Origin of the sequence: Primorskyibacter sp. S187A (genome assembly GCF_049800955.1) — a bacterium.
Taxonomy (GTDB): Bacteria; Pseudomonadota; Alphaproteobacteria; order Rhodobacterales; family Rhodobacteraceae; genus JAKVBH01.
The window spans coordinates 1,231,030-1,250,067 of sequence record NZ_JBNAGA010000002.1; the positions used below are offsets into that span (position 1 = coordinate 1,231,030).

General features: G+C 60.3%; 17 protein-coding genes. 11 read left to right on the forward strand and 6 right to left on the reverse strand.

Annotation, left to right across the window (positions count from 1 at the left end):
- Positions 1–85: 85 nt before the first annotated feature.
- Positions 86–1,171 (forward strand): zinc-binding dehydrogenase, encoded by a 1,086-nt coding sequence (locus tag ACP15S_RS17030; protein ID WP_425040824.1) that lies wholly within the window; start codon positions 86–88, stop codon positions 1,169–1,171.
- Entirely contained in the window at positions 1,168–2,403 is a 1,236-nt protein-coding gene (locus ACP15S_RS17035) for a mandelate racemase/muconate lactonizing enzyme family protein (RefSeq protein WP_425040825.1), read from the forward strand. The genes ACP15S_RS17030 and ACP15S_RS17035 overlap by 4 nt, the downstream gene beginning before the upstream one ends.
- Here the strand turns inward: ACP15S_RS17035 and ACP15S_RS17040 are convergent.
- Both ACP15S_RS17040 and ACP15S_RS17045 read right to left on the reverse strand, forming a co-directional pair.
- A complete protein-coding gene (locus ACP15S_RS17040; protein ID WP_425040826.1) occupies positions 2,400–3,656 on the reverse strand; it encodes an MFS transporter in 1,257 nt (418 codons plus the stop codon). The two genes, ACP15S_RS17035 and ACP15S_RS17040, sit on opposite strands and share 4 nt — an antisense overlap.
- A 140-nt stretch (positions 3,657–3,796) precedes the next feature.
- The gene (locus ACP15S_RS17045; protein WP_425040827.1) at positions 3,797–4,486 is read right to left on the reverse strand and encodes an ImuA family protein; all 690 of its coding nucleotides are present in this window, start codon (positions 4,484–4,486) and stop codon (positions 3,797–3,799) included.
- A gap of 113 nt (positions 4,487–4,599) precedes the next feature.
- On the opposite strand from ACP15S_RS17045, the gene speB reads away from it, so the two are divergent.
- From speB to ACP15S_RS17085, 8 genes are all read left to right on the forward strand, one after another.
- Positions 4,600–5,562, forward strand: coding sequence for an agmatinase (speB, locus tag ACP15S_RS17050; protein WP_425040828.1), 963 nt, complete (start codon positions 4,600–4,602; stop codon positions 5,560–5,562).
- The gene (locus ACP15S_RS17055) at positions 5,562–6,611 is read left to right on the forward strand and encodes an aldo/keto reductase (protein ID WP_425040829.1); all 1,050 of its coding nucleotides are present in this window, start codon (positions 5,562–5,564) and stop codon (positions 6,609–6,611) included. Before speB ends, ACP15S_RS17055 begins: the two co-directional genes overlap by 1 nt.
- Positions 6,612–6,725: 114 nt before the next feature.
- Positions 6,726–7,304 (forward strand): choline-binding transcriptional repressor BetI, encoded by a 579-nt coding sequence (betI, locus tag ACP15S_RS17060; protein ID WP_425040830.1) that lies wholly within the window; start codon positions 6,726–6,728, stop codon positions 7,302–7,304.
- Positions 7,301–8,809 (forward strand): choline-sulfatase, encoded by a 1,509-nt coding sequence (gene betC / locus ACP15S_RS17065; protein ID WP_425040831.1) that lies wholly within the window; start codon positions 7,301–7,303, stop codon positions 8,807–8,809. Before betI ends, betC begins: the two co-directional genes overlap by 4 nt.
- Positions 8,810–8,859: 50 nt before the next feature.
- A complete protein-coding gene (betB, locus tag ACP15S_RS17070) occupies positions 8,860–10,317 on the forward strand; it encodes a betaine-aldehyde dehydrogenase (RefSeq protein ID WP_425040832.1) in 1,458 nt (485 codons plus the stop codon).
- Positions 10,317–10,562, forward strand: coding sequence for a DUF6552 family protein (locus tag ACP15S_RS17075; RefSeq protein WP_425040833.1), 246 nt, complete (start codon positions 10,317–10,319; stop codon positions 10,560–10,562). The genes betB and ACP15S_RS17075 overlap by 1 nt, the downstream gene beginning before the upstream one ends.
- Before the next feature lie 7 nt (positions 10,563–10,569).
- The gene (betA, locus tag ACP15S_RS17080) at positions 10,570–12,207 is read left to right on the forward strand and encodes a choline dehydrogenase (RefSeq protein ID WP_425040834.1); all 1,638 of its coding nucleotides are present in this window, start codon (positions 10,570–10,572) and stop codon (positions 12,205–12,207) included.
- 70 nt (positions 12,208–12,277) lie between these two features.
- On the forward strand, positions 12,278–12,940 hold the full coding sequence (locus tag ACP15S_RS17085) for a thermonuclease family protein (protein ID WP_425040835.1): 663 nt from the start codon (positions 12,278–12,280) through the stop codon (positions 12,938–12,940).
- Positions 12,941–13,010: 70 nt separating this feature from the next.
- Here ACP15S_RS17085 and scpA read toward each other — a convergent pair whose 3' ends face one another.
- Positions 13,011–15,152 (reverse strand): methylmalonyl-CoA mutase, encoded by a 2,142-nt coding sequence (scpA, locus tag ACP15S_RS17090; RefSeq protein ID WP_425040836.1) that lies wholly within the window; start codon positions 15,150–15,152, stop codon positions 13,011–13,013.
- A gap of 98 nt (positions 15,153–15,250) precedes the next feature.
- Here scpA and ACP15S_RS17095 point away from each other — a divergent pair, with 98 nt between their 5' ends.
- Positions 15,251–15,700 (forward strand): DUF4174 domain-containing protein, encoded by a 450-nt coding sequence (locus ACP15S_RS17095; protein WP_425040837.1) that lies wholly within the window; start codon positions 15,251–15,253, stop codon positions 15,698–15,700.
- A 39-nt stretch (positions 15,701–15,739) separates the two neighbouring features.
- On the opposite strand, the gene ACP15S_RS17100 is transcribed toward ACP15S_RS17095, so the two are convergent.
- The 3 genes from ACP15S_RS17100 to ACP15S_RS17110 form a co-directional block, all read right to left on the reverse strand.
- Complete coding sequence (locus ACP15S_RS17100) at positions 15,740–17,785, reverse strand: acetyl-CoA carboxylase biotin carboxylase subunit (protein ID WP_425040838.1); 2,046 nt, start codon at positions 17,783–17,785, stop codon at positions 15,740–15,742.
- A 352-nt stretch (positions 17,786–18,137) separates the two neighbouring features.
- Positions 18,138–18,338, reverse strand: coding sequence for a hypothetical protein (locus ACP15S_RS17105; RefSeq protein ID WP_425040839.1), 201 nt, complete (start codon positions 18,336–18,338; stop codon positions 18,138–18,140).
- A gap of 337 nt (positions 18,339–18,675) precedes the next feature.
- Entirely contained in the window at positions 18,676–19,032 is a 357-nt protein-coding gene (locus tag ACP15S_RS17110; protein WP_425040840.1) for a hypothetical protein, read from the reverse strand.
- Between the last annotated feature and the right edge of the window lie 6 nt (positions 19,033–19,038).

Consider the following 19,038-nt stretch of genomic DNA (forward strand, 5'->3'; position numbering starts at 1 on the left):
ATGACGCGACGCCACATGCCGATTTCTGACTGTTCTTTTGTGGCCAAACCCGCGTAGCGTGATGCAAACGAACAAGGAGAGGCCCATGCGAGAGGTCCGTGCTGCGGTGTGTCGGGAGTTCGGCGCGCCTTTGTCTATCGAAACGCTGCATTTGCGCGCGCCCGAAGCAGGTGAGATCGAGGTCACATTGGAGGCCTGCGCAATCTGCCACTCGGATATCTCCTATATTGATGGCGGTTGGGGTGGCCAGCTTCCGGCCGTCTATGGCCATGAGGCAGCGGGGCGTGTGACGGGCATTGGCCCCGGCGTGACAGGGCTGGCTTTGGGCGACTTTGTCGTGGTCACGCTCATTCGCGCCTGTGGCAGTTGTGCGTCCTGCGGCTCTGGTGCGCCTGTACGTTGTGAAACACCCGGTACTGCCGCAACCTTGCAAGACGCAAGCGGCGCGGCGGTTCTGCCCGCCATGAACTGTGGCGCGTTTGCAGAGGCCGTGGTGGTCGATCAGTCGCAAGTCGTGAAAGTCTCGAACATCTCGGCGCAGGCTGCGGCACTTCTTGCTTGTGGTGTAATCACTGGTGTGGGTTCTGTGGTGAACGCAGCAGAGCTGCGCGCTGGGCAAGATGTCGTGGTCATCGGTGCAGGCGGCGTTGGCTTGAATGCCATCCAGGGCGCGCGCATCGCAGGGGCTCGCCGCATCATCGCTGTCGACACGACAGAAGACAAACTCGCCATCGCCAAGAGCTTCGGTGCAACAGACGGTGTGCTGGCGACGGGCAAAAAACCCTGGGTGGCCGCGATGCGATCCATGGGGCGTGGCGCAGACGCAGTGATTGTGACGGTCGGCGCTATTCCGGCCTTTGAGAGCGCACCACGTTATCTCGCGCCCGGAGGTCGGGTGATCATGGTGGGGATGCCCCATTCCGGCCAGACGACTGAATATGAGCCCGTCATCCTCGCGGCCTTGGGTCAAGGGATGCAAGGCTCGAAAATGGGGGATGTCGTCATCAAGCGCGATATCCCCTGGATGGCCGACCTCTATGCGCAAGGGCGGCTGCAACTCGATGAATTGATCTCGAAAAGCTGGTCGCTGAGCGAGATCAACGAGGCCATCGCCGATACCAAAACAGGTGCAGCCAAGCGCAATGTCATTACCTTCGGATCACCCTCATGAAGCTTGCGGATCTTGACGTCATCGTGACAGCGCCACCTGCGCCGGGCTGGGGCGGGCGCTACTGGATCCTGGTCAAAGTCACCACAGCCTGCGGCATCACGGGCTGGGGCGAATGTTATGCCGCCTCCGTCGGACCAGAGGCGATGCGCGCCGTTATCGCCGATCTCTTTAACCGCCATTTCGAAGGCGAAAGTCCCGAGAATATCGAACGGCTTTTCCGCAAATCCTATTCGTCCGGGTTTACGCAACGCCCGGATCTCACGGTGATGGGCGCTTTTTCAGGTCTGGAGATCGCCTGTTGGGATATTTTGGGCAAAGCCCGTGAGCGTCCTGTCTGGGCTCTGCTGGGCGGGCTGATGAACGAGCGGTTGCGCGCCTACACCTATCTGTATCCTTTGCCGCATCATGAGATGGACGCGTTCTGGATTGATCCCGATCTCGCGGCAGAAGCTGCAGTGGATTGCGTCGCACGGGGCTATACAGCAGTGAAATTTGATCCTGCCGGACCCTACACGATGCGGGGCGGCCATATGCCAGGTATGCGCGACATCGACCTCTCCGTGCAGTTTTGCAAAGCGATCCGTGCCGCCGTCGGGCCGCGGGCAGATCTCCTTTTTGGCACCCATGGCCAGTTCACCAGCGCCGGTGCGATCCGACTTGGCCGCGCGATTGAGGCCAGCCAACCGCTCTGGTTCGAAGAGCCCGTCCCGCCCGACAATGTCGAGGAAATGGCCAAGGTCGCGCGCGCTGTGGGTATTCCTATTGCCACGGGCGAGCGTTTGACCACACGCGCTGAGTTTGCGCCCATCCTGAGATCAGGTGCGGCCAGTATTTTGCAGCCTGCGCTCGGCCGGGCCGGTGGCATCTGGGAAAGCCGCAAGATCGCCGCCATGGCAGAGGCCTACAACGCGCAGATGGCGCCTCATCTTTACGCCGGGCCGATCGAATGGGCGGCCAATATCCAATTGGCTGCCTGCATCCCCAACCTTCTGATGATCGAGACAATCGAGACGCCGTTTCATCATGATCTGATCCGCGGGACCCTTTCGGTTGAGGGCGGGTTTGTGACCCCGCCGCAAAGCCCCGGGCTTGGTATTGACGTCGATGAAGCCTTGGCGCGCGCGCATCCCTATACGGGCACGGGTTTGCATCTGGAGATGCAAGTCGCGCCGTGCGATTATGAAAACGGCAATTGGTTTGCCGGGGGTGCGCCGCCCGAAGTGACGGATTAGTCGTCGGGCCCCGAGGGCGTGTCCTGGCTTTTGGGTTTGTCGCGTTCGCGTGACAGGAGCCGTCCAATCGTGAAGGATGTCCGCGGCGCATAGATATAGGCCGTTCGCTCGGTGGCCGTTGGGCGCGCCAGCATCCTGACAAGCCCAAAGAACACAAGGACGGCATGGCCCAATGCCACCATGGCAAAAAGTGCGCCGGGGCCAAAAACCTCGATAAGCATGGAAGCTGTTGCCGGTGCAGCAATGGCCCCAAGGGCAAAGAAGAACATCAAGGCGGCCGAAAGCTCCACGCGTTCATCAGGCGAGGCGAAATCATGCGCATGTGCTGACGCCACCGAGAAAATGGGAAAAGTCGTCAATCCAAAGATGAAGGCAGCCAGCATGACGGCCTGCGTGCCGCCCCCTTGCAAGAGCATGGTCAACCCACAGCTCAGGATCGCCGCGCCGGAGAGCCAAATCAGGACCCAGCGGCGGTCGTACCGATCCGCCAGCCAACCAGCGGGCCATTGCGCCAATGCGCCGCCTAAGACAAATGCCGCCAGAAAGTTGGCAATCTGGTCCGCAGCCAAGCCCACTTCAGAGCCATAGATCGGGCCGACCATGCGGAATGAGGCGGAGGACAGCGCGGCAACAACGACCCCAGCTGCAGCCAGAGGTGAGCGTCGTACCGCGAGCATGGGCCTCAGACGTGGCGCCGTGGCAACCGTCGGCGGGCTCTGTTTGGTCAGAGCCAAGGGCAGAATGGCCGCGCAACAGATGATCGCGAGCAAATTGTAGGATACATATGCCGCGGGTGTCAAAACGCCGATCATGAGCTGCGCTGCCAGTGAGGCGCCCATATCCGCAAATCGATAAAGCCCCATGGCCCGCCCACGGTTCGCGTTTGTGAGCTTGGCCTGTAGCCAGGCTTCGACCACCGTGTAACACCCCGCCACACACAGGCCTGTCGCCACACGCATGATGGCCCAGGCCGTGGAATCGATGATCAGCATGTGGGCCAATAGCCCAATCGCGCCCATGGATGTGAAAACCGCAAAGGCCCTGCTGTGGCCGACCGACCCCATCAATCGCGGCGCCCACCAGCAGCCAATGAAAAACCCAATGAAATGCGCGGACCCAAGCCAGCCGATCTCTTCCGTCGAAAAGCCCAAAGCCAACCCCGAAAGCGCATCCAGTGGCGCAACCGCCCCGGAGGACAATTGCAACAAGATCACCGAAAGAATGAGAGCGGCAAAGGAGATCATCATGCGCATGCGCCAAACCTGACGGCCCGCGCCCTTGGATACTGCGCCGAAACGACAGATCAGGTGTCGTTTTCTTCTTTTGTCCTCAAATACCTCTGGGGGTCACAAACATCGTTTGTGACGGGGCAGCGCCCCATGCTGCCCGTGCCTCAGGCGCGGGCAGATCCTGCACAGGGGGCCTTGGCCCCCTGTTCCGCATAAGACGGGAGAGGTGCGCGCAAGGGAGGGCCGCAGACGGGGCCTTTGGGGCCCAGGCCCACCGCGAAGCGCGCTTCTGGGGCCGTGCGCGCCCGCAGACGGGTAAGACGCCATCCCGCACAGCGCGCGTCATGGGCTGGCGCCAGATGCCAGCGGCTTTCCACGCCCGGCGCCCCGCCTGTCGCGCCCGGTGTCAGGATCAGCGCCAAAGGCGAAAGGCCAAAGAGGCCGCTGCCCTGCTCGGCGGCCAAATGCAGCCGGCGCACCTGTGTGAGGCTCGGCAATTCAGCGACATCCGCAATCACCAGCGGAACACAGCCCGCCCGCAGGCTTTCCTCCATGCTCCAGAGCATGTCTTCCATCTTCTCGACACTGACAAAGAGGATCTTGTGCGGAGCACAGCTCTCTGCCAGCCCATCGGCATTGGCCGCCTCTCCCTGCCAGCCCAGATGCAACCAGAGCACAGGACCGGGGCGTGTTTGATCCACCGCGCCTGCTACCCAGGCGGCAAACCGCCAGCGCGCGGGCCCGCAGACCTCATGCAATCGGCCGTCCTCCAGCCCGATCTGTCCACCCAGAAGGGGCAGGCTGGGGCGCTTTTGATGGGGCGCACGGTTGAGCAGGGCGGCAGCGGTTTGCATGGTAATGCATATATATGTTCTATATTTGTTCTCAAGCCTTATGCTGTCGTTCTGCCCCCTTGTCATTCCGCATGCCCCAAGACACTCTCGCGAACAAACACAGGGAGGTCGCCATGGCGGAGCATGGATATGAAACAGGCAGGCTTGATCTGCCATTCGTGGGGATCGCGACATTTGGCAAGCGGCCCTATCACGCAGATTGGACAACGCTACAGGCCGATGTAGCCATTCTCGGCGCGCCCTTTGATTTCGGCACGCAATGGCGCTCCGGCGCGCGTTTCGGTCCGCGCGCAGTCCGTGAGGCCTCAACGCTGTTTTCCTTCGGCCATGCCGGGGCCTATGACCATGAAGACGACGCCACATATCTGCCCGGTGACGTGCAGATCGTTGACATGGGCGATGCAGACATCGTGCATACCGATACGGAAACGAGCCACGCCAATATCGAGACGGGCGTGCGCGCCGCGCTCGCGGTTGGCGCGCTCCCGGTGACGATTGGGGGCGATCATTCCATCAATATTCCCTGTATCCGCGCCTTCGAGGGGCAGGGGGATATTCATATCCTTCAAATCGACGCACATCTCGATTTCGTCGATGAGCGCCATGGCGTCCGTCATGGCCATGGCAATCCCATGCGGCGGGCCGCCGAACAGGACTACGTGACCGGTCTCACACAGGTGGGCATCCGCAACGTCTCCTCGACCGCCAAAGAGGGTTACGCAGATGCGCGTGCCATGGGGTCTGACATCCTGTCGGTCCGGCAGGCGAGAACTTTGGGCCCCGAGGCTGTGATCGGGCGCATCCCTGACGGCGCGCGGGTCTATGTCACCATTGATATCGATGCTTTCTGCCCGTCTATCGCGCCGGGAACTGGCACGCCCTCGCATGGTGGGTTTCTCTACTATGACGTGCTGGAGATGCTCCAGGCGCTGGCTCGTCGGCATGAGGTTGTGGGGATTGATCTGGTCGAGGTCGCGCCTGACTACGATTCCACAGGGTCCACCGCCATCCTCGCCGCCCAGATCTTGCTGAATTTTCTCGGCTTTATCTTTCACGCCCGCAAAGGACAGAGTTAATGAGAATGAACCCCCTTGGCCGCACTGGCATGATGGTCTCCGAGCTGTGCCTCGGCACGATGACCTACGGCACCCAAACCGGTGAAGCAGATGCCCATGCCCAGATCGATATGGCGCTCGATGCGGGCATCAACTTTCTGGATACAGCCGAGATGTATCCGGTGAACCCGGTACGCGCCGAGACCGTGGGCAATTCCGAGCGCATCATCGGGACATGGGTCGCCAAATCCGGGCGTCGCAATGACATGTTGATTGCCACAAAACACTCCGGCGAAGGGCTGGCCGCCGTGCGTGACGGTGCGCCGATTTCGTCCAAGACAATCCGCAGCACAATCGAAGGCTCTCTTGAGCGGCTGCAAACAGACGTGATTGATCTCTATCAGTTTCACTGGCCCAACCGTGGATCCTACATGTTCCGCCAGAATTGGCGTTTTGATCCCTCGCAATCGGGGTGGAACCGGGCGCAAGTCGTCCAGGATATGGAAGATTGCCTCGGTGCACTGCAAGAGGAGGTCAACCGGGGCACAATTCGCGCCTTTGGCCTGTCCAATGAGAGTGCTTGGGGCACAGCGCTTTGGCTGGAGATCGCTGAGCGCACAGGCGGCCCGCGTGTGGCCTCGATCCAGAATGAATATTCGTTGCTCTGTCGTTTGGCGGATACCGATCTGGCCGAAGTGATGATCTATGAGAACGTTGGGCTGTTGCCATTCTCGCCGCTTGCCTGTGGCTTGCTCACCGGGAAGTATCAGGGTGGGGCGGTGCCCGAAGGGTCGCGCAAGTCCATTGGTCCGGAGCTTGGCAGCCGCGTGAGCGCGCGGGTCTTTCCGGCGGTGGATGCCTATCTGGAGGTCGCGCGGGACTTTGGTCTGGATCCGGTCCATATGGCGCTGGCGTGGTCTGCGCGTCGCCCATTTGTCGCCAGTTCGATTTTCGGCGCGACGCATCTGGGCCAACTGGAGCACCTGCTTGGCGCAGTTGAGTTGACGCTCAGCGAGGAGCTGCTCACGCGCCTTGACGAGACGCATAAAGCGCATCCTATGCCCTATTGATCCCGATTTGCAGGGATGGAGCCCCCGGCGACGGGTATATTCCATCACGGACATTTTTTTATTGATTGACCAGTCAATTAAAAAAAAGCATCTTGCGCCGAGAGGAGACGCGAGATGCCAAAACTTGGGATGGAGCCGCTGCGGCGGGCTGCATTGGTCGAAGCCACGATTGCCGAAATTGGCCATGAGGGCTCGCTCGATGTGACCGTCGGGAAGATCGCCAAACGCGCGGGCGTTTCATCGGGGCTCGCGCATCATTACTTTGGCGGCAAGGATGATTTGTTCCTCGCGGCCATGGCTCATATCCTCGCAGGTTTCCGAGATGAAGTGCGCGCTGAGCTGCGTGGGGCGCACTCGCCGCGCGCGCGGTTGGAGGCGCTGATCCGGGCCTCTTTCGCGCCGTCATGTTTTGAGCCCCAAACCATCGCGGCATGGCTCAACTTCTATGTCATGGCGCAAACCTCTCCACGCGCAGAACACTTGTTGCAGATCTATCAGGCACGGTTGCGCTCGAATTTGCGCCATGCGCTGCGCGGTCTGACACATCGCCCCGAGGCTAGTGCCGAAACGCTTGCGGCGCTCATTGATGGCCATTACCTGAGGCAGGCTTTGCGCGCCGGTGCGCTGGGGGCTGGCGAAGCCACGCGCCTCACACTCCAAGCCCTTGATGACATGTTGGAGTCCGACAGATGACCAAGCCCAATATTCTGATTTTCATGGTCGACCAGCTCAACGGGACGTTCTTTCCAGATGGCCCCGCAGATTGGCTGCACGCGCCCAATCTCAAAAAGCTTGCGGCGCGTTCCGTGCGGTTTCAAAATACGTATACCGCATCACCTCTCTGCGCACCGGGCCGCGCCAGTTTCATGTCCGGTCTTTTGCCGTCGCGCACGAAAGTCTACGACAACGCCGCCGAATTCGCCTCAGACATTCCAACCTACGCGCATCATCTACGCCGCGCAGGCTACCACACTTGTCTGTCTGGCAAGATGCATTTCGTGGGCCCAGATCAGATGCACGGCTTTGAAGAACGCCTGACGACGGATATCTACCCGGCCGATTTCGGCTGGACCCCCGATTACCGCAAGCCGGGTGAGCGCATTGACTGGTGGTATCACAATATGGGCTCTGTCACCGGAGCTGGTGTCGCCGAGATTTCCAACCAGATGGAATATGACGATGAGGTGGCGTATCACGCGGGCGCCAAACTCTACGATCTGGCGCGCGGAAAAGAGACGCGGCCCTGGTGCATGACGGTCAGTTTCACCCATCCCCATGATCCTTACGTGGCGCGTAAGAAATACTGGGATCTCTACGAGGATTGCGCGCATCTCTCCCCAAGTGTGCCTGCGTTGGATTACGAGGCGCACGACCCCCACGCGCAGCGCATTTTCGATGCCAATGACTGGCGCAGCTTTGACATCACTGACGAGGATATCAGCCGCGCCCGCCGTGCCTATTTTGCGAACATCTCCTATCTCGATGAAAAAATCGGCGACTTGTTGGAGATCTTGGAGACCACCCGTCAGGAAGCCATCATCGTCTTTGTCTCTGATCACGGCGACATGCTCGGTGAGCGTGGCCTGTGGTTCAAAATGAGCTTTTACGAAGGCTCCGCGCGGGTACCTTTGATGATCAGCGCGCCGGGGCTCGCGCCGCGCCTCGAAACCACGCCCGTGAGCACCATCGACGTCTGCCCGACCCTTTGTGATCTCGCTGGCGTCTCCATGGAGGAGGTGGCGCCATGGACCACAGGCGAAAGCCTTGTGCCGTTGGCCCAAGGCGCGGAACGTACCAGCCCGGTTGCCATGGAATATGCGGCAGAAGCCTCCTACGCCCCGCTCGTGTCACTGCGCTATGGGAAGTGGAAATACACCCGCTGCGCCCTCGATCCGGATCAGCTCTTTGATCTCGACGCCGATCCACATGAGTTGACCAACCTCGCAGCGGATCCGGCGCACCAGGGCACCTTGCAAACCCTGCGCGCGAAATCGGAGGCCCGCTGGGATCTTGAGGCCTTTGACGCGCAGGTCCGCGAAAGCCAGGCCCGCCGCTGGATCGTCTATGAGGCGTTGCGCAACGGCGCGTATTTCCCATGGGATTACCAGCCGCTGCAAAAGGCCTCGGATCGCTACATGCGCAATCACATGGACCTCAACGACGTGGAAGAAAACGCCCGGTTTCCACGCGGCGAATAACCTCTTCTTCTGGCCCAAAATACGCATTTCCCAAGGGAGCCCACACAGCCATGCCCTATGATCTCCAACCCGTTGCGAGCCACTTCGTCAATGGGCGCTATGTTGAAGATATCTCCGGTGCGTCAATGCCCGTGATCTACCCTGCAACGGGTGAGATCATCGCACAGGTCCATGAAGCCACGCCTGCGATCATCGAGGATGCCCTCACCAGTGCCCGTGCTGCGCAAAAAGCCTGGGCGGCTATGAGCGGGACGGAGCGGGGGCGTATCCTGCGTCGCGCCGCAGACATGATCCGGGAGCGCAATCGCGATCTGTCGATCCTGGAGAGCCACGACACGGGCAAACCGCTCTCAGAGACGCTGTATGTGGATGCCACCTCCGGTGCCGATGCGCTGGAGTATTTCGGCGGTCTGGCCGGTGCGCTCACCGGGGAGCACATCCCACTCGGCGAGGATTGGGTCTACACGAGGCGGGAGCCTTTGGGTCTGTGCGTGGGCATCGGTGCGTGGAACTATCCGACGCAGATCGCGTGCTGGAAAGGCGCGCCAGCATTGGCCTGCGGCAATGCGATGGTGTTCAAACCTTCCGAGACAACGCCGCTCTGTGCGCTCAAGGTTGCGGAGATCCTGCATGAAGCGGGGCTGCCTGCGGGCCTCTACAACGTGATCCAGGGAGGCGGCGCTGTTGGCGGCGCCTTGGTGGGCGATGCACGGGTCGACAAGGTCTCGCTCACAGGATCTGTGCCCACGGGGCGCAAAGTCTATGCCGCTGCGGCCGAGGGGATCAAACATGTCACCATGGAGCTTGGCGGCAAATCGCCCCTCGTGATCTTCGAGGATGCCGATTTGGACAACGCCGTCGGCGGCGCCATTCTGGGCAATTTCTACTCCTCCGGTCAGGTCTGTTCCAACGGAACCCGTGTTTTTGTGCACCGCACTATCAAGGAGGCTTTTCTGGAACGTCTCAGCGCCCGGCTGGCCCAGGCTGTCATCGGAGACCCGCTGGATGAGGCGACGAATTTTGGCCCCATGGTCTCGGAACGGCAAATGCAGATCGTGCAAGGCTACATCGAGACAGGGCAAGCAGAGGGCGCGCGGCTCGTGACGGGGGGGGCGCGTCTGGATCGGCCGGGCTTCTATCTCGAACCCACCGTTTTTGCCGATGTGTCCGATGGCATGGCGATTGCGCGCGAAGAGATCTTTGGCCCGGTCATGGCGGTGCTTGATTTCGAGGATGAGGACGAGGTTATCGCGCGGGCCAATGCGACAGAGTTCGGCCTCTCGGCAGGGGTCTTCACGCGCGATCTGGCCCGCGCGCACCGCGTAATAGGCCAACTGGAAGCAGGCTCGTGCTTTATCAACTCCTACAATGATGCGCCCGTCGAGGCCCCTTTTGGCGGAGCCAAAATGTCAGGCGTGGGGCGCGAGAATTCCAAGGCTGCCATTGAGCATTATTCGCAGCTGAAATCCGTCTATGTCCGCATGGGCAACGTGGAGGCGCCGTTCTGATGTCTGAGATCACCACACCCCCCGCCAAGATACAAACCGTCGATGTTGTGAAATGGGTGGCCACGGTCATTCAACTCATCGGCTATGGGCTCACGGGGCTCAATATTGTGCCGTGGAATGTGTTTGCCTTTTTCGTGGGGATTTTCTTGTGGTTCGCCGTTGGCGTCATGTGGAAAGACCGCGCCATAATGGTGGTGCATGTGGGTGCCTTTGTCTCGCTCTTCCTTGGCTATCTGAATTCGTGAGGTTCTGATGCAGGCGGATTATGTGATTGTGGGCGCGGGCTCTGCCGGTTGTGCCATGGCATATCGATTGTCCGAGGCGGGGGCCTCCGTGCTGGTCGTGGAACATGGGGGCTCCGATTGGGGGCCTTTGATCCAGATGCCTGCGGCATTGAGTTATCCTATGAACATGTCGCGCTACGATTGGGGGTATATGTCGGAGCCTGAGCCGCATCTGGACAACAGGCGTTTGGTCTGCCCGCGCGGCAAGGTCATCGGCGGATCGTCTTCGATCAATGGCATGGTCTATGTGCGTGGCCATGCAGGCGATTTCGATCATTGGGAGGAGAGCGGCGCGCGCGGTTGGGCCTATGCAGATGTGCTGCCCTATTTCCGGCGGATGGAGACCAGCCATGGTGGTGAACGTGGCTGGCGGGGCGTGGATGGGCCCCTTCACGTGACCCGGGGGCCGCGCGACAATCCTTTGCACAACGCCTTTGTAACCGCGGCGCAAGAGGCCGGATATGCAGAGACGCAAGACTACAACGGCGCACGGCAAGAGGGCTTTGGGCCTTTCGAGATGACGGTTTACGGTGGTCGACGCTGGTCTGCTGCCAATGCTTATCTCAGGCCCGCTTTGAAGCGCGCGAATTGTGATTTGGTGCGCGGATTGGTGGAACGTGTTGTCATCGAGGACAATCGCGCCACTGGCGTGGCTTTGGCGGGAGGAACGATCATCCATGCGCGGCGCGAGGTTGTTCTGGCGGCATCTTCGATCAATTCACCGAAGCTCTTGTTGCACTCAGGCATTGGTCCTGCGTCTCATCTGGCAGAACATGGGATTGATGTCGTCGCGGACCGGCCCGGGGTGGGCGCGAATTTGCAGGATCATCTCGAGGTCTATGTCCAGTATGCCGCGCGACAGCCTGTGACGCTCTATCGCCATTGGAACCTCCTCTCGAAGGCCATGATCGGCGCGCAATGGTTGTTTTTCAAGCGCGGTTTGGGCGCGTCGAATCAGTTCGAAAGCTGCGGTTTCATTCGCTCCCGTGCCGGTCTTTCTTATCCGGATATCCAGTTTCACTTCCTCCCGCTGGCCGTGCGCTATGATGGTCAGGCTGCTGCGGAAGGGCATGGCTTTCAGGCCCACACAGGTCCGATGCGCTCCCCATCGCGGGGACGCGTGAGTTTGCGGTCGGCTGATCCGGCAGACGCTCCGGTCATTCGGTTCAATTACATGTCGACAGAGCAGGACTGGATCGATTTCCGGCAATGCTTGCGCCTGTGTCAGGAAGTCTTTGACCAGCCTGCGATGCAGCCCTTCGTGAAGCACCGTATCCAACCGGACGATGGGGTTGCAGACGATGCGGGGCTCGATGCGTTCGTGCGGGAGCATGCCGAGAGTGCGTATCACCCCTGTGGCACATGCAAGATGGGCGCGGAAGATGATCGTGAGGCGGTTGTTGATCCGGAATGTCGTGTGATCGGTGTGGAGAGGCTCCGCGTGGCGGATAGTTCGATTTTTCCGCGTATTCCCAACGGCAATCTGAACGGGCCCTCGATCATGGTCGGTGAGAAGGCCGCGGACCACATCTTGGGGCGCGATATGCTGGCGCGGGCCAATGTTGTGCCGTGGCAGCATCCTTACTGGCAGACATCCCAGCGTTAGTTCTGCGTCCCGTTAACCTTGGTTAAGGTGTCACGTTGCGTATTTGGGTGTCGGAGACGACATTCAAGGCGTGGTGAGATTGGTGGTGATGTTCGTGGCAGCGTGTTTCGCGCTGCCCACTTTTGCTGGTGAGAAGTTGCATGGCAAGGCGACAGCTGTGGACGGAGATGGTCTGCGGCTGCACGGCATTTCTGTGCGCATTGCTGGAATTGATGCGCCGGAGCGGGATCAACTGTGTCTGGGCCACGAAGGGTATTTCAGATGTGGCGAGGCGATGCGCCTGGCCTTGGCGCGGGATCTTGCCCGACGGGATGTTGTCTGTCTGGACAGGGGCGCGCGGTCCTACGATCGTGTTGTCGCGCAGTGTTTCATCGGTGGCGAGGATCTCGGGGCTTACCTTATTTCGCAAGGCCGCGCGCGGGCGCATCCCAAATATGCAACGGCTGCGTATCTCGCGCTGGAGCGACGCGCCTCTTCTGCCGGGCACGGCCTTTGGGCCTTTCAAATGACTGCGCCCTGGGAGCATCGCGCGGCTCAGCGGGCACAGGCTGCCGCGGCCGTTGCTGAGACATGCATGATCAAGGGCAATATCTCAAAGTCTGGTGAACAGATTTACCATGCGCCTGGACAGCGGGATTATGCCAGGGTCAAGATATCGGAGCGCAAGGGCGAACGGTGTTTTGCCAGCGAACGTGAAGCGCGCGCCGCCGGGTGGCGACGCGCACTTCGTTAGGTTTGGTTGGGGGCTTTGCCCCCGTCTCCTGCGGAGACTCCCCCAAGGTATTTGAGGGCAAAAGTAGGGTTTAGACGCCTTTGGTTTCCCGGATGAGTCGCAATATGTCTTGCGCTGCTTCGGGGATGTTCGTTCCGGGGCCGAAAATCGCTTTGACCCCTGCGTGGTGCAGGAACTCATAATCCTGTTGCGGGATCACGCCGCCGCAGATCACGATGATATCTTCCGCGTCGGCATCCTTGAGCGCCTTGATCAATTGCGGGGCCAGGGTCTTGTGACCGGCCGCTTGACTGGAGATACCAATGACATGCACATCGTTGTCGATGGCGTCTTGTGCGGCCTCGGCGGGCGTCTGGAAGAGCGGACCCACGTCAACGTCAAAGCCGATATCGGCGAATGCCGTGGCGATGACCTTGGCGCCGCGATCATGCCCGTCCTGCCCCATCTTGACCACCAGCATGCGCGGGCGGCGGCCCTCCGCCTCGGCGAAGTCTTCTACTGATTTCTGGATCGCGGCGAAGCCTTCGTCGCCCTCATAGGCCTTGCCATACACACCAGCCAGCGTCTTGACCTCGGCGCGGTGGCGGCCGAACACTTTTTCCATGGCCATCGAAATCTCTCCTACTGAGGCACGGTGACGGGCGGCTTCGACCGCCGCTTCGAGAAGGTTGCCGCCCTCGGAGGCACGGCGGGTCAGTTCCGCCAATGCGGCGTCGCAGGCGGCTTGATCACGGCTCGCGCGGATCTGTTCGAGGCGGGCGACCTGCGCTTCGCGCACGGCGACGTTGTCGACATCGAGGATGTCGATCGGGTCTTCGCTCTCCTTGCGGTATTTGTTGACGCCGACGATGACCTCGTCGCCGCGGTCGATCATCGCCTGGCGCGTTGCAGCACTTTCTTCGATGCGCAGTTTGGGCATGCCGGAGGCCACGGCCTTGGTCATGCCGCCCATCTCCTCAACCTCTTGCATCATGGCCCATGCCTTCTCGGCGAGCTCATTGGTCAGGCTTTCGATGTAATAGGACCCCGCCAGCGGATCGACGACATTTGTCACGCCGGTTTCTTCTTGCAGCACCAGCTGGGTGTTGCGCGCGATGCGGGCGGAGAACTCCGTGGGCAGGGCGATGGCCTCATCCAGGGCATTGGTATGCAGGCTTTGCGTGCCGCCGAGCACCGCGCTCATGGCTTCATAGGCGGTGCGGATGACGTTGTTATAGGGGTCTTGTTCTTGCAGGGAGACGCCCGAGGTCTGGCAATGGGTGCGCAGCATCTTGGAGCGTTCGTTCTGCGCGCCGAATTCGGTCATCACGCGGTGCCACAGAAGCCGCGCCGCGCGCAGTTTGGCGATTTCCATGAAGAAGTTCATGCCGATGGCGAAGAAGAAGCTCAGACGGCCTGCGAATTTATCGACATCCATGCCCGCATCGACCGCCGCCTTCACGTATTCGCGGCCATCGGCCAGCGTATAGGCGAGCTCCTGAACGAGGTTCGCACCCGCCTCCTGCATGTGGTAGCCGGAGATCGAGATCGAGTTGAATTTCGGCATGTTATCAGACGTATAGCCGATGATATCCGAGATGATCCGCATGCTCGGTTCGGGCGGGTAGATGTAGGTGTTTCTGACCATGAACTCCTTGAGAATGTCGTTCTGGATGGTGCCTGCAAGGACGCTTTTGTCGTGGCCCTGCTCTTCGCCCGCGACGATGAAGGAGGCGAGGATCGGGATCACCGCGCCGTTCATCGTCATGGAGACCGAGACCTTATCGAGCGGGATGCCGTCAAAGAGGATTTTCATGTCCTCCACGCTGTCAATCGCCACGCCCGCCTTGCCCACATCGCCCACAACGCGCTCGTGATCGCTGTCATAGCCTCGGTGTGTGGCCAGATCGAAGGCGACAGAGACGCCCTGCTGTCCTGCGGCGAGGTTTTTGCGATAAAAAGCGTTGCTTTCCTCCGCAGTGGAGAAGCCCGCATATTGACGGATCGTCCACGGGCGGCCCGCATACATCGTGGCTTTCACGCCGCGCGTAAAGGGGCCGAAGCCGGGGATGGATCCCATATGCGGCAGGTCTTTCGTGTCATCTTCGGTGTAGAGCGGCTGGACAGAAATGCCCTCCAACGTGTGCCACGTCAGATCATCAAGCGGACGCCCGCGCAGTTCTTTCTCGGCGAGCTGTTTCCAGTCTTCTTTGGTGGGGCTCTTGGCGCTCATGGGGATCGGTCCTTTTTATCTGCAAACGCAGGAAATCACGTCAACTTGCCTTCGCAAGTGAGGGGAGGCGGCCTATATCTGGGATCGGAGGTATTGCGATGCGTTGGATATTGGCGATGGCTATGTGTTTCGGGATGGGTGCCTCGGCGGAGGAGGCCCAGGATGTGGATTTAGCAGAGCTGATCCAGCCGTCTGGCGAGCACCAGCTGGATGAATATCTCTGGGTCAAGCGGCCCATCGTCGTCTTCTCGGACAGTCCGGCAGATCCACGATATGTGCGCCAGATGCAATTCCTGACTGAACGGCTGGATGAATTGGCCGAGCGAGACGTGGTTGTGTTGACCGATACGGATCCGACCGTTCTGTCGCCGCTGCGCGAAAAGCTCCGCCCGCGCGGTTTCATGATGGTGCTCATCGGCAAGGACGGCGGGATCAAACTGCGCAAGCCCCTGCCTTTTGATGTGCGCGAAATTTCCCGCACGATCGACAAGATGCCGATGCGCCAGCAGGAAGTCCGCGACAGGCGCGCAGAGCGCGAGGGGAGCTGAGCCGCTCCTCTCAAAAGGCAGGCGCACTCACGCATGGCGTCACTCGAACTCCATGATGACATCATCCACCGCGAGGCTATCGCCAGCAGCGGCGTTGATTTTCGTCACGGTGCCTTTCTTTTCGGCGCGCAGGATGTTCTCCATTTTCATCGCCTCGACCGTGCAAAGCGCCTGGCCCTCCTGCACTTCATCGCCAACTTCGACGTCGACCTTAACGATCAGGCCGGGCATCGGGCAGAGTAGCATTTTTGAGGTGTCAGGCGGCAGCTTTTCGGGCATGAGCGCGGCAAGCTCGGCCTGACGTGGGGAGCGCACGGTCACGGCCAGCTCTGCGCCACGTGTACGCAGGTTGAAGCCGTGGGTGATTTTGCCGACCTTCAGGATTAGCGGCGCGCCACCGACCGTCATATCGGCCAAAGCGTCACCGGGCGTCCAATCGCCTTCAACGCGCAGTGTCTCGTCGTCAGAGAACGTAACGTCCGCGCCGGATTTGTCGGCATTGATTGTCACAGCAAACTGTGTGCCTTGCAGGGAGACGACCCAATCAGAGCCGACCTTTCGTTCGTGATTGTCCATCCGGCCAGAGACGCGGGCGCGGCGGATTTCGGCCACGCGGTGCATCGCGGCGGCGGCGGCGGCCACGCGGCGCAAGGCAGAGTCGTCCAATGTCACACCCTCGAAACCGTCGGGATATTGCTCTTCGATGAAGGCCGTCGTCATGTCGCCCTTGATGAAGATGTCATGGTCCATCACGGCGGCGACGAAGGGCAGGTTATGGCCGATGCCTTCGACTTCGAAACTGTCGAGTGCCACACGCATCGCTTCAATCGCCTGGGCGCGATCGGGGCCCCAAGTACAGAGCTTGGCGATCATCGGGTCGTAATACATCGAGATTTCGCCGCCTTCATAGACGCCGGTATCATTGCGCACTGCGGTCGTGCCAGTTGGGGCATCGCCGTGCCACGTGCCGTTGTCCAGCATGGGCCCTGATGCGACCTCCTGCGGCGGACGGTAACGTGTGAGCCTCCCGATGGAGGGCAGGAAGTTGCGATAGGGGTCTTCGGCGTAGAGCCGGTTTTCTATGGCCCAGCCTGTCAGTTTGATGTCGTCCTGCGTCAGGCTCAGCTTTTCGCCTGCGGCCACGCGGATCATCTGCTCGACAAGATCAACGCCGGTGATCAGCTCGGTTACGGGGTGTTCGACCTGAAGGCGGGTGTTCATCTCGAGGAAGTAGAAGTTCTTGTCGCCATCGACGATGAATTCCACGGTTCCGGCGCTGGCATACCCTACGGCTTTGGCCAGCGCGCAGCTTTGCTCGCCCATGGCCTTGCGGGTGGCCTCATCGAGGAAAGGCGAGGGGGCCTCTTCGACGACTTTCTGGTTGCGGCGCTGGATCGAACACTCGCGTTCGCCAAGGTAGATGCAATTGCCGTGTTGGTCGGCCAAGACCTGAATCTCGATGTGGCGCGGTTGCGTCACGAATTTCTCGATAAAGATGCGGTCATCGCCAAAGGAGTTGGCCGCTTCGTTTTTGGACGACTGGAAGCCTTCACGCGCCTCGTCATCGTTCCAGGCGATGCGCATACCCTTGCCGCCGCCGCCCGCGGAGGCCTTGATCATCACCGGGTAGCCGATCTCGTTGGAGATCTTCACTGCCTCTTCCGCATCTTCGATCAGGCCCATGTAGCCCGGCACGGTGGAGACATTGGCGTCCTGAGCGATCTTCTTGGACGTGATCTTGTCGCCCATGCTCTCAATCGCGCCCTTGGGTGGGCCGACAAAGGCCACGCCTTCAGCCTCGAGCGCTTCGGCGAATTTGGCATTCTCCGACAGAAACCCATAGCCGGGATGCACGGCATCTGCGCCCGTGTCCTTGATCGCCTGCATGACCTTGTCGATCACGATGTAGGACTGGTTTGCAGGCGGTGGACCGATGTGGACGGCCTCATCGGCCATCTGCACGTGCAGTGCGGATTTGTCGGCGTCGGAATAAAGGGCAACTGTCGGGATACCCATTTTGCGTGCGGTCTTGATGACCCTGCAGGCAATCTCGCCCCGGTTGGCGATCAGCAGTTTTTTGAACATCCTGTGGTCCTTCCAGTCTTGGTCTTAGGCACGCGCAAAAGGCCCCGGGCGCGGACGCGCGGAGCCAGTGCTGTGGTCTGTCTTGTTAAGTGGTCGGGTCAGTCCGCCAAAGGAGCACTGACCATTGAATAAGCCGACCGCGAAGAATGGTCGGGTTTGGCGCAGGCGCTCAAAAGAACGCAGCACGCCAGGATAAGAAACGTAGAAATTCTGCCTGTACTCATCAGCCTTGGCTCCAATAGCTCGAAGCCCCCCAATGTGCGAAGCATACCGGGCGCGGTTGGTAAGGCCACGGGAATAAAGCGTATTTCTGGGTACTGATGCGAAAGTGCGACAGGTGGATGACTTTACGTCAATTACACTGCGAGGGCCGCGACTGGCATAGGATGAGATTGCCAGCTGCGCCGATGATGGCGCCTTTGACTGGATCGCCCTCCAGAACCAGCGCACTTGCGGCGCCAACTGTCCCGCCGGCCAGTGTTTGCTCGCCCACAGTATAACCGCACGCGGCGAGAGTGAACAAACTGAGGTTGAGTAAGATGAATTTGCGCATCGTGAAGTCTCCGACTGTTGTGTGTCAGTAGGGAAATCTTCACGGCACATTGAGCGCGAACGCCAGTCACCAGATGGTGAGGTCCGATTTTCGGCTGGTCTTTGCTCTTTGCAAGTCTCTGAGAAAAAAGAAAAACCGGGCGGCAGCGAAGGGGATGCGCATAACCGCCCGGGTAGGGAAGGGTAACGGTGCTGCGCAAGCCAAGACTGGAGGGCCCGCACAACGTTAATAAACACATCTTGCGCCGACGCAGGCGTCGAATCCAAGAACTGATGTTGTATGGCGTCAATTTCGGCGGCTGTCCGCGAGTCTTGATGCAACGTGCGCGGGAATCTGCTCATATCAGGCTCCCATCAAAAGCATCCGGAAAGCTGCGACGCGCGACATCCTCGTCGATCACAAGCAAAGCGTCGTAGGACTCGGGATCAAAGGGATCATCATAGGGCAGGACCTCACGGCCAAAGAGCCAGCTGAGCCTACCGGCATCCAAATTGCCGCGCGCGAAAGGCTCTGGCCCGAAATGCGCCCAAAGCGCAGCCATGAACCAAGCATCCGCGCGCTTGTCGGGCGGGCGTCTGTCGCGAAAGCGCTCTCGCGGCACAATTGCGGTCACCCCTTTGGGATTGGCGCGTCTGATGGTGAATTGGAAATCTGTGCCCGGCAATCTGGACGGGAAGCCGCGATGCTTGATCATAACGCA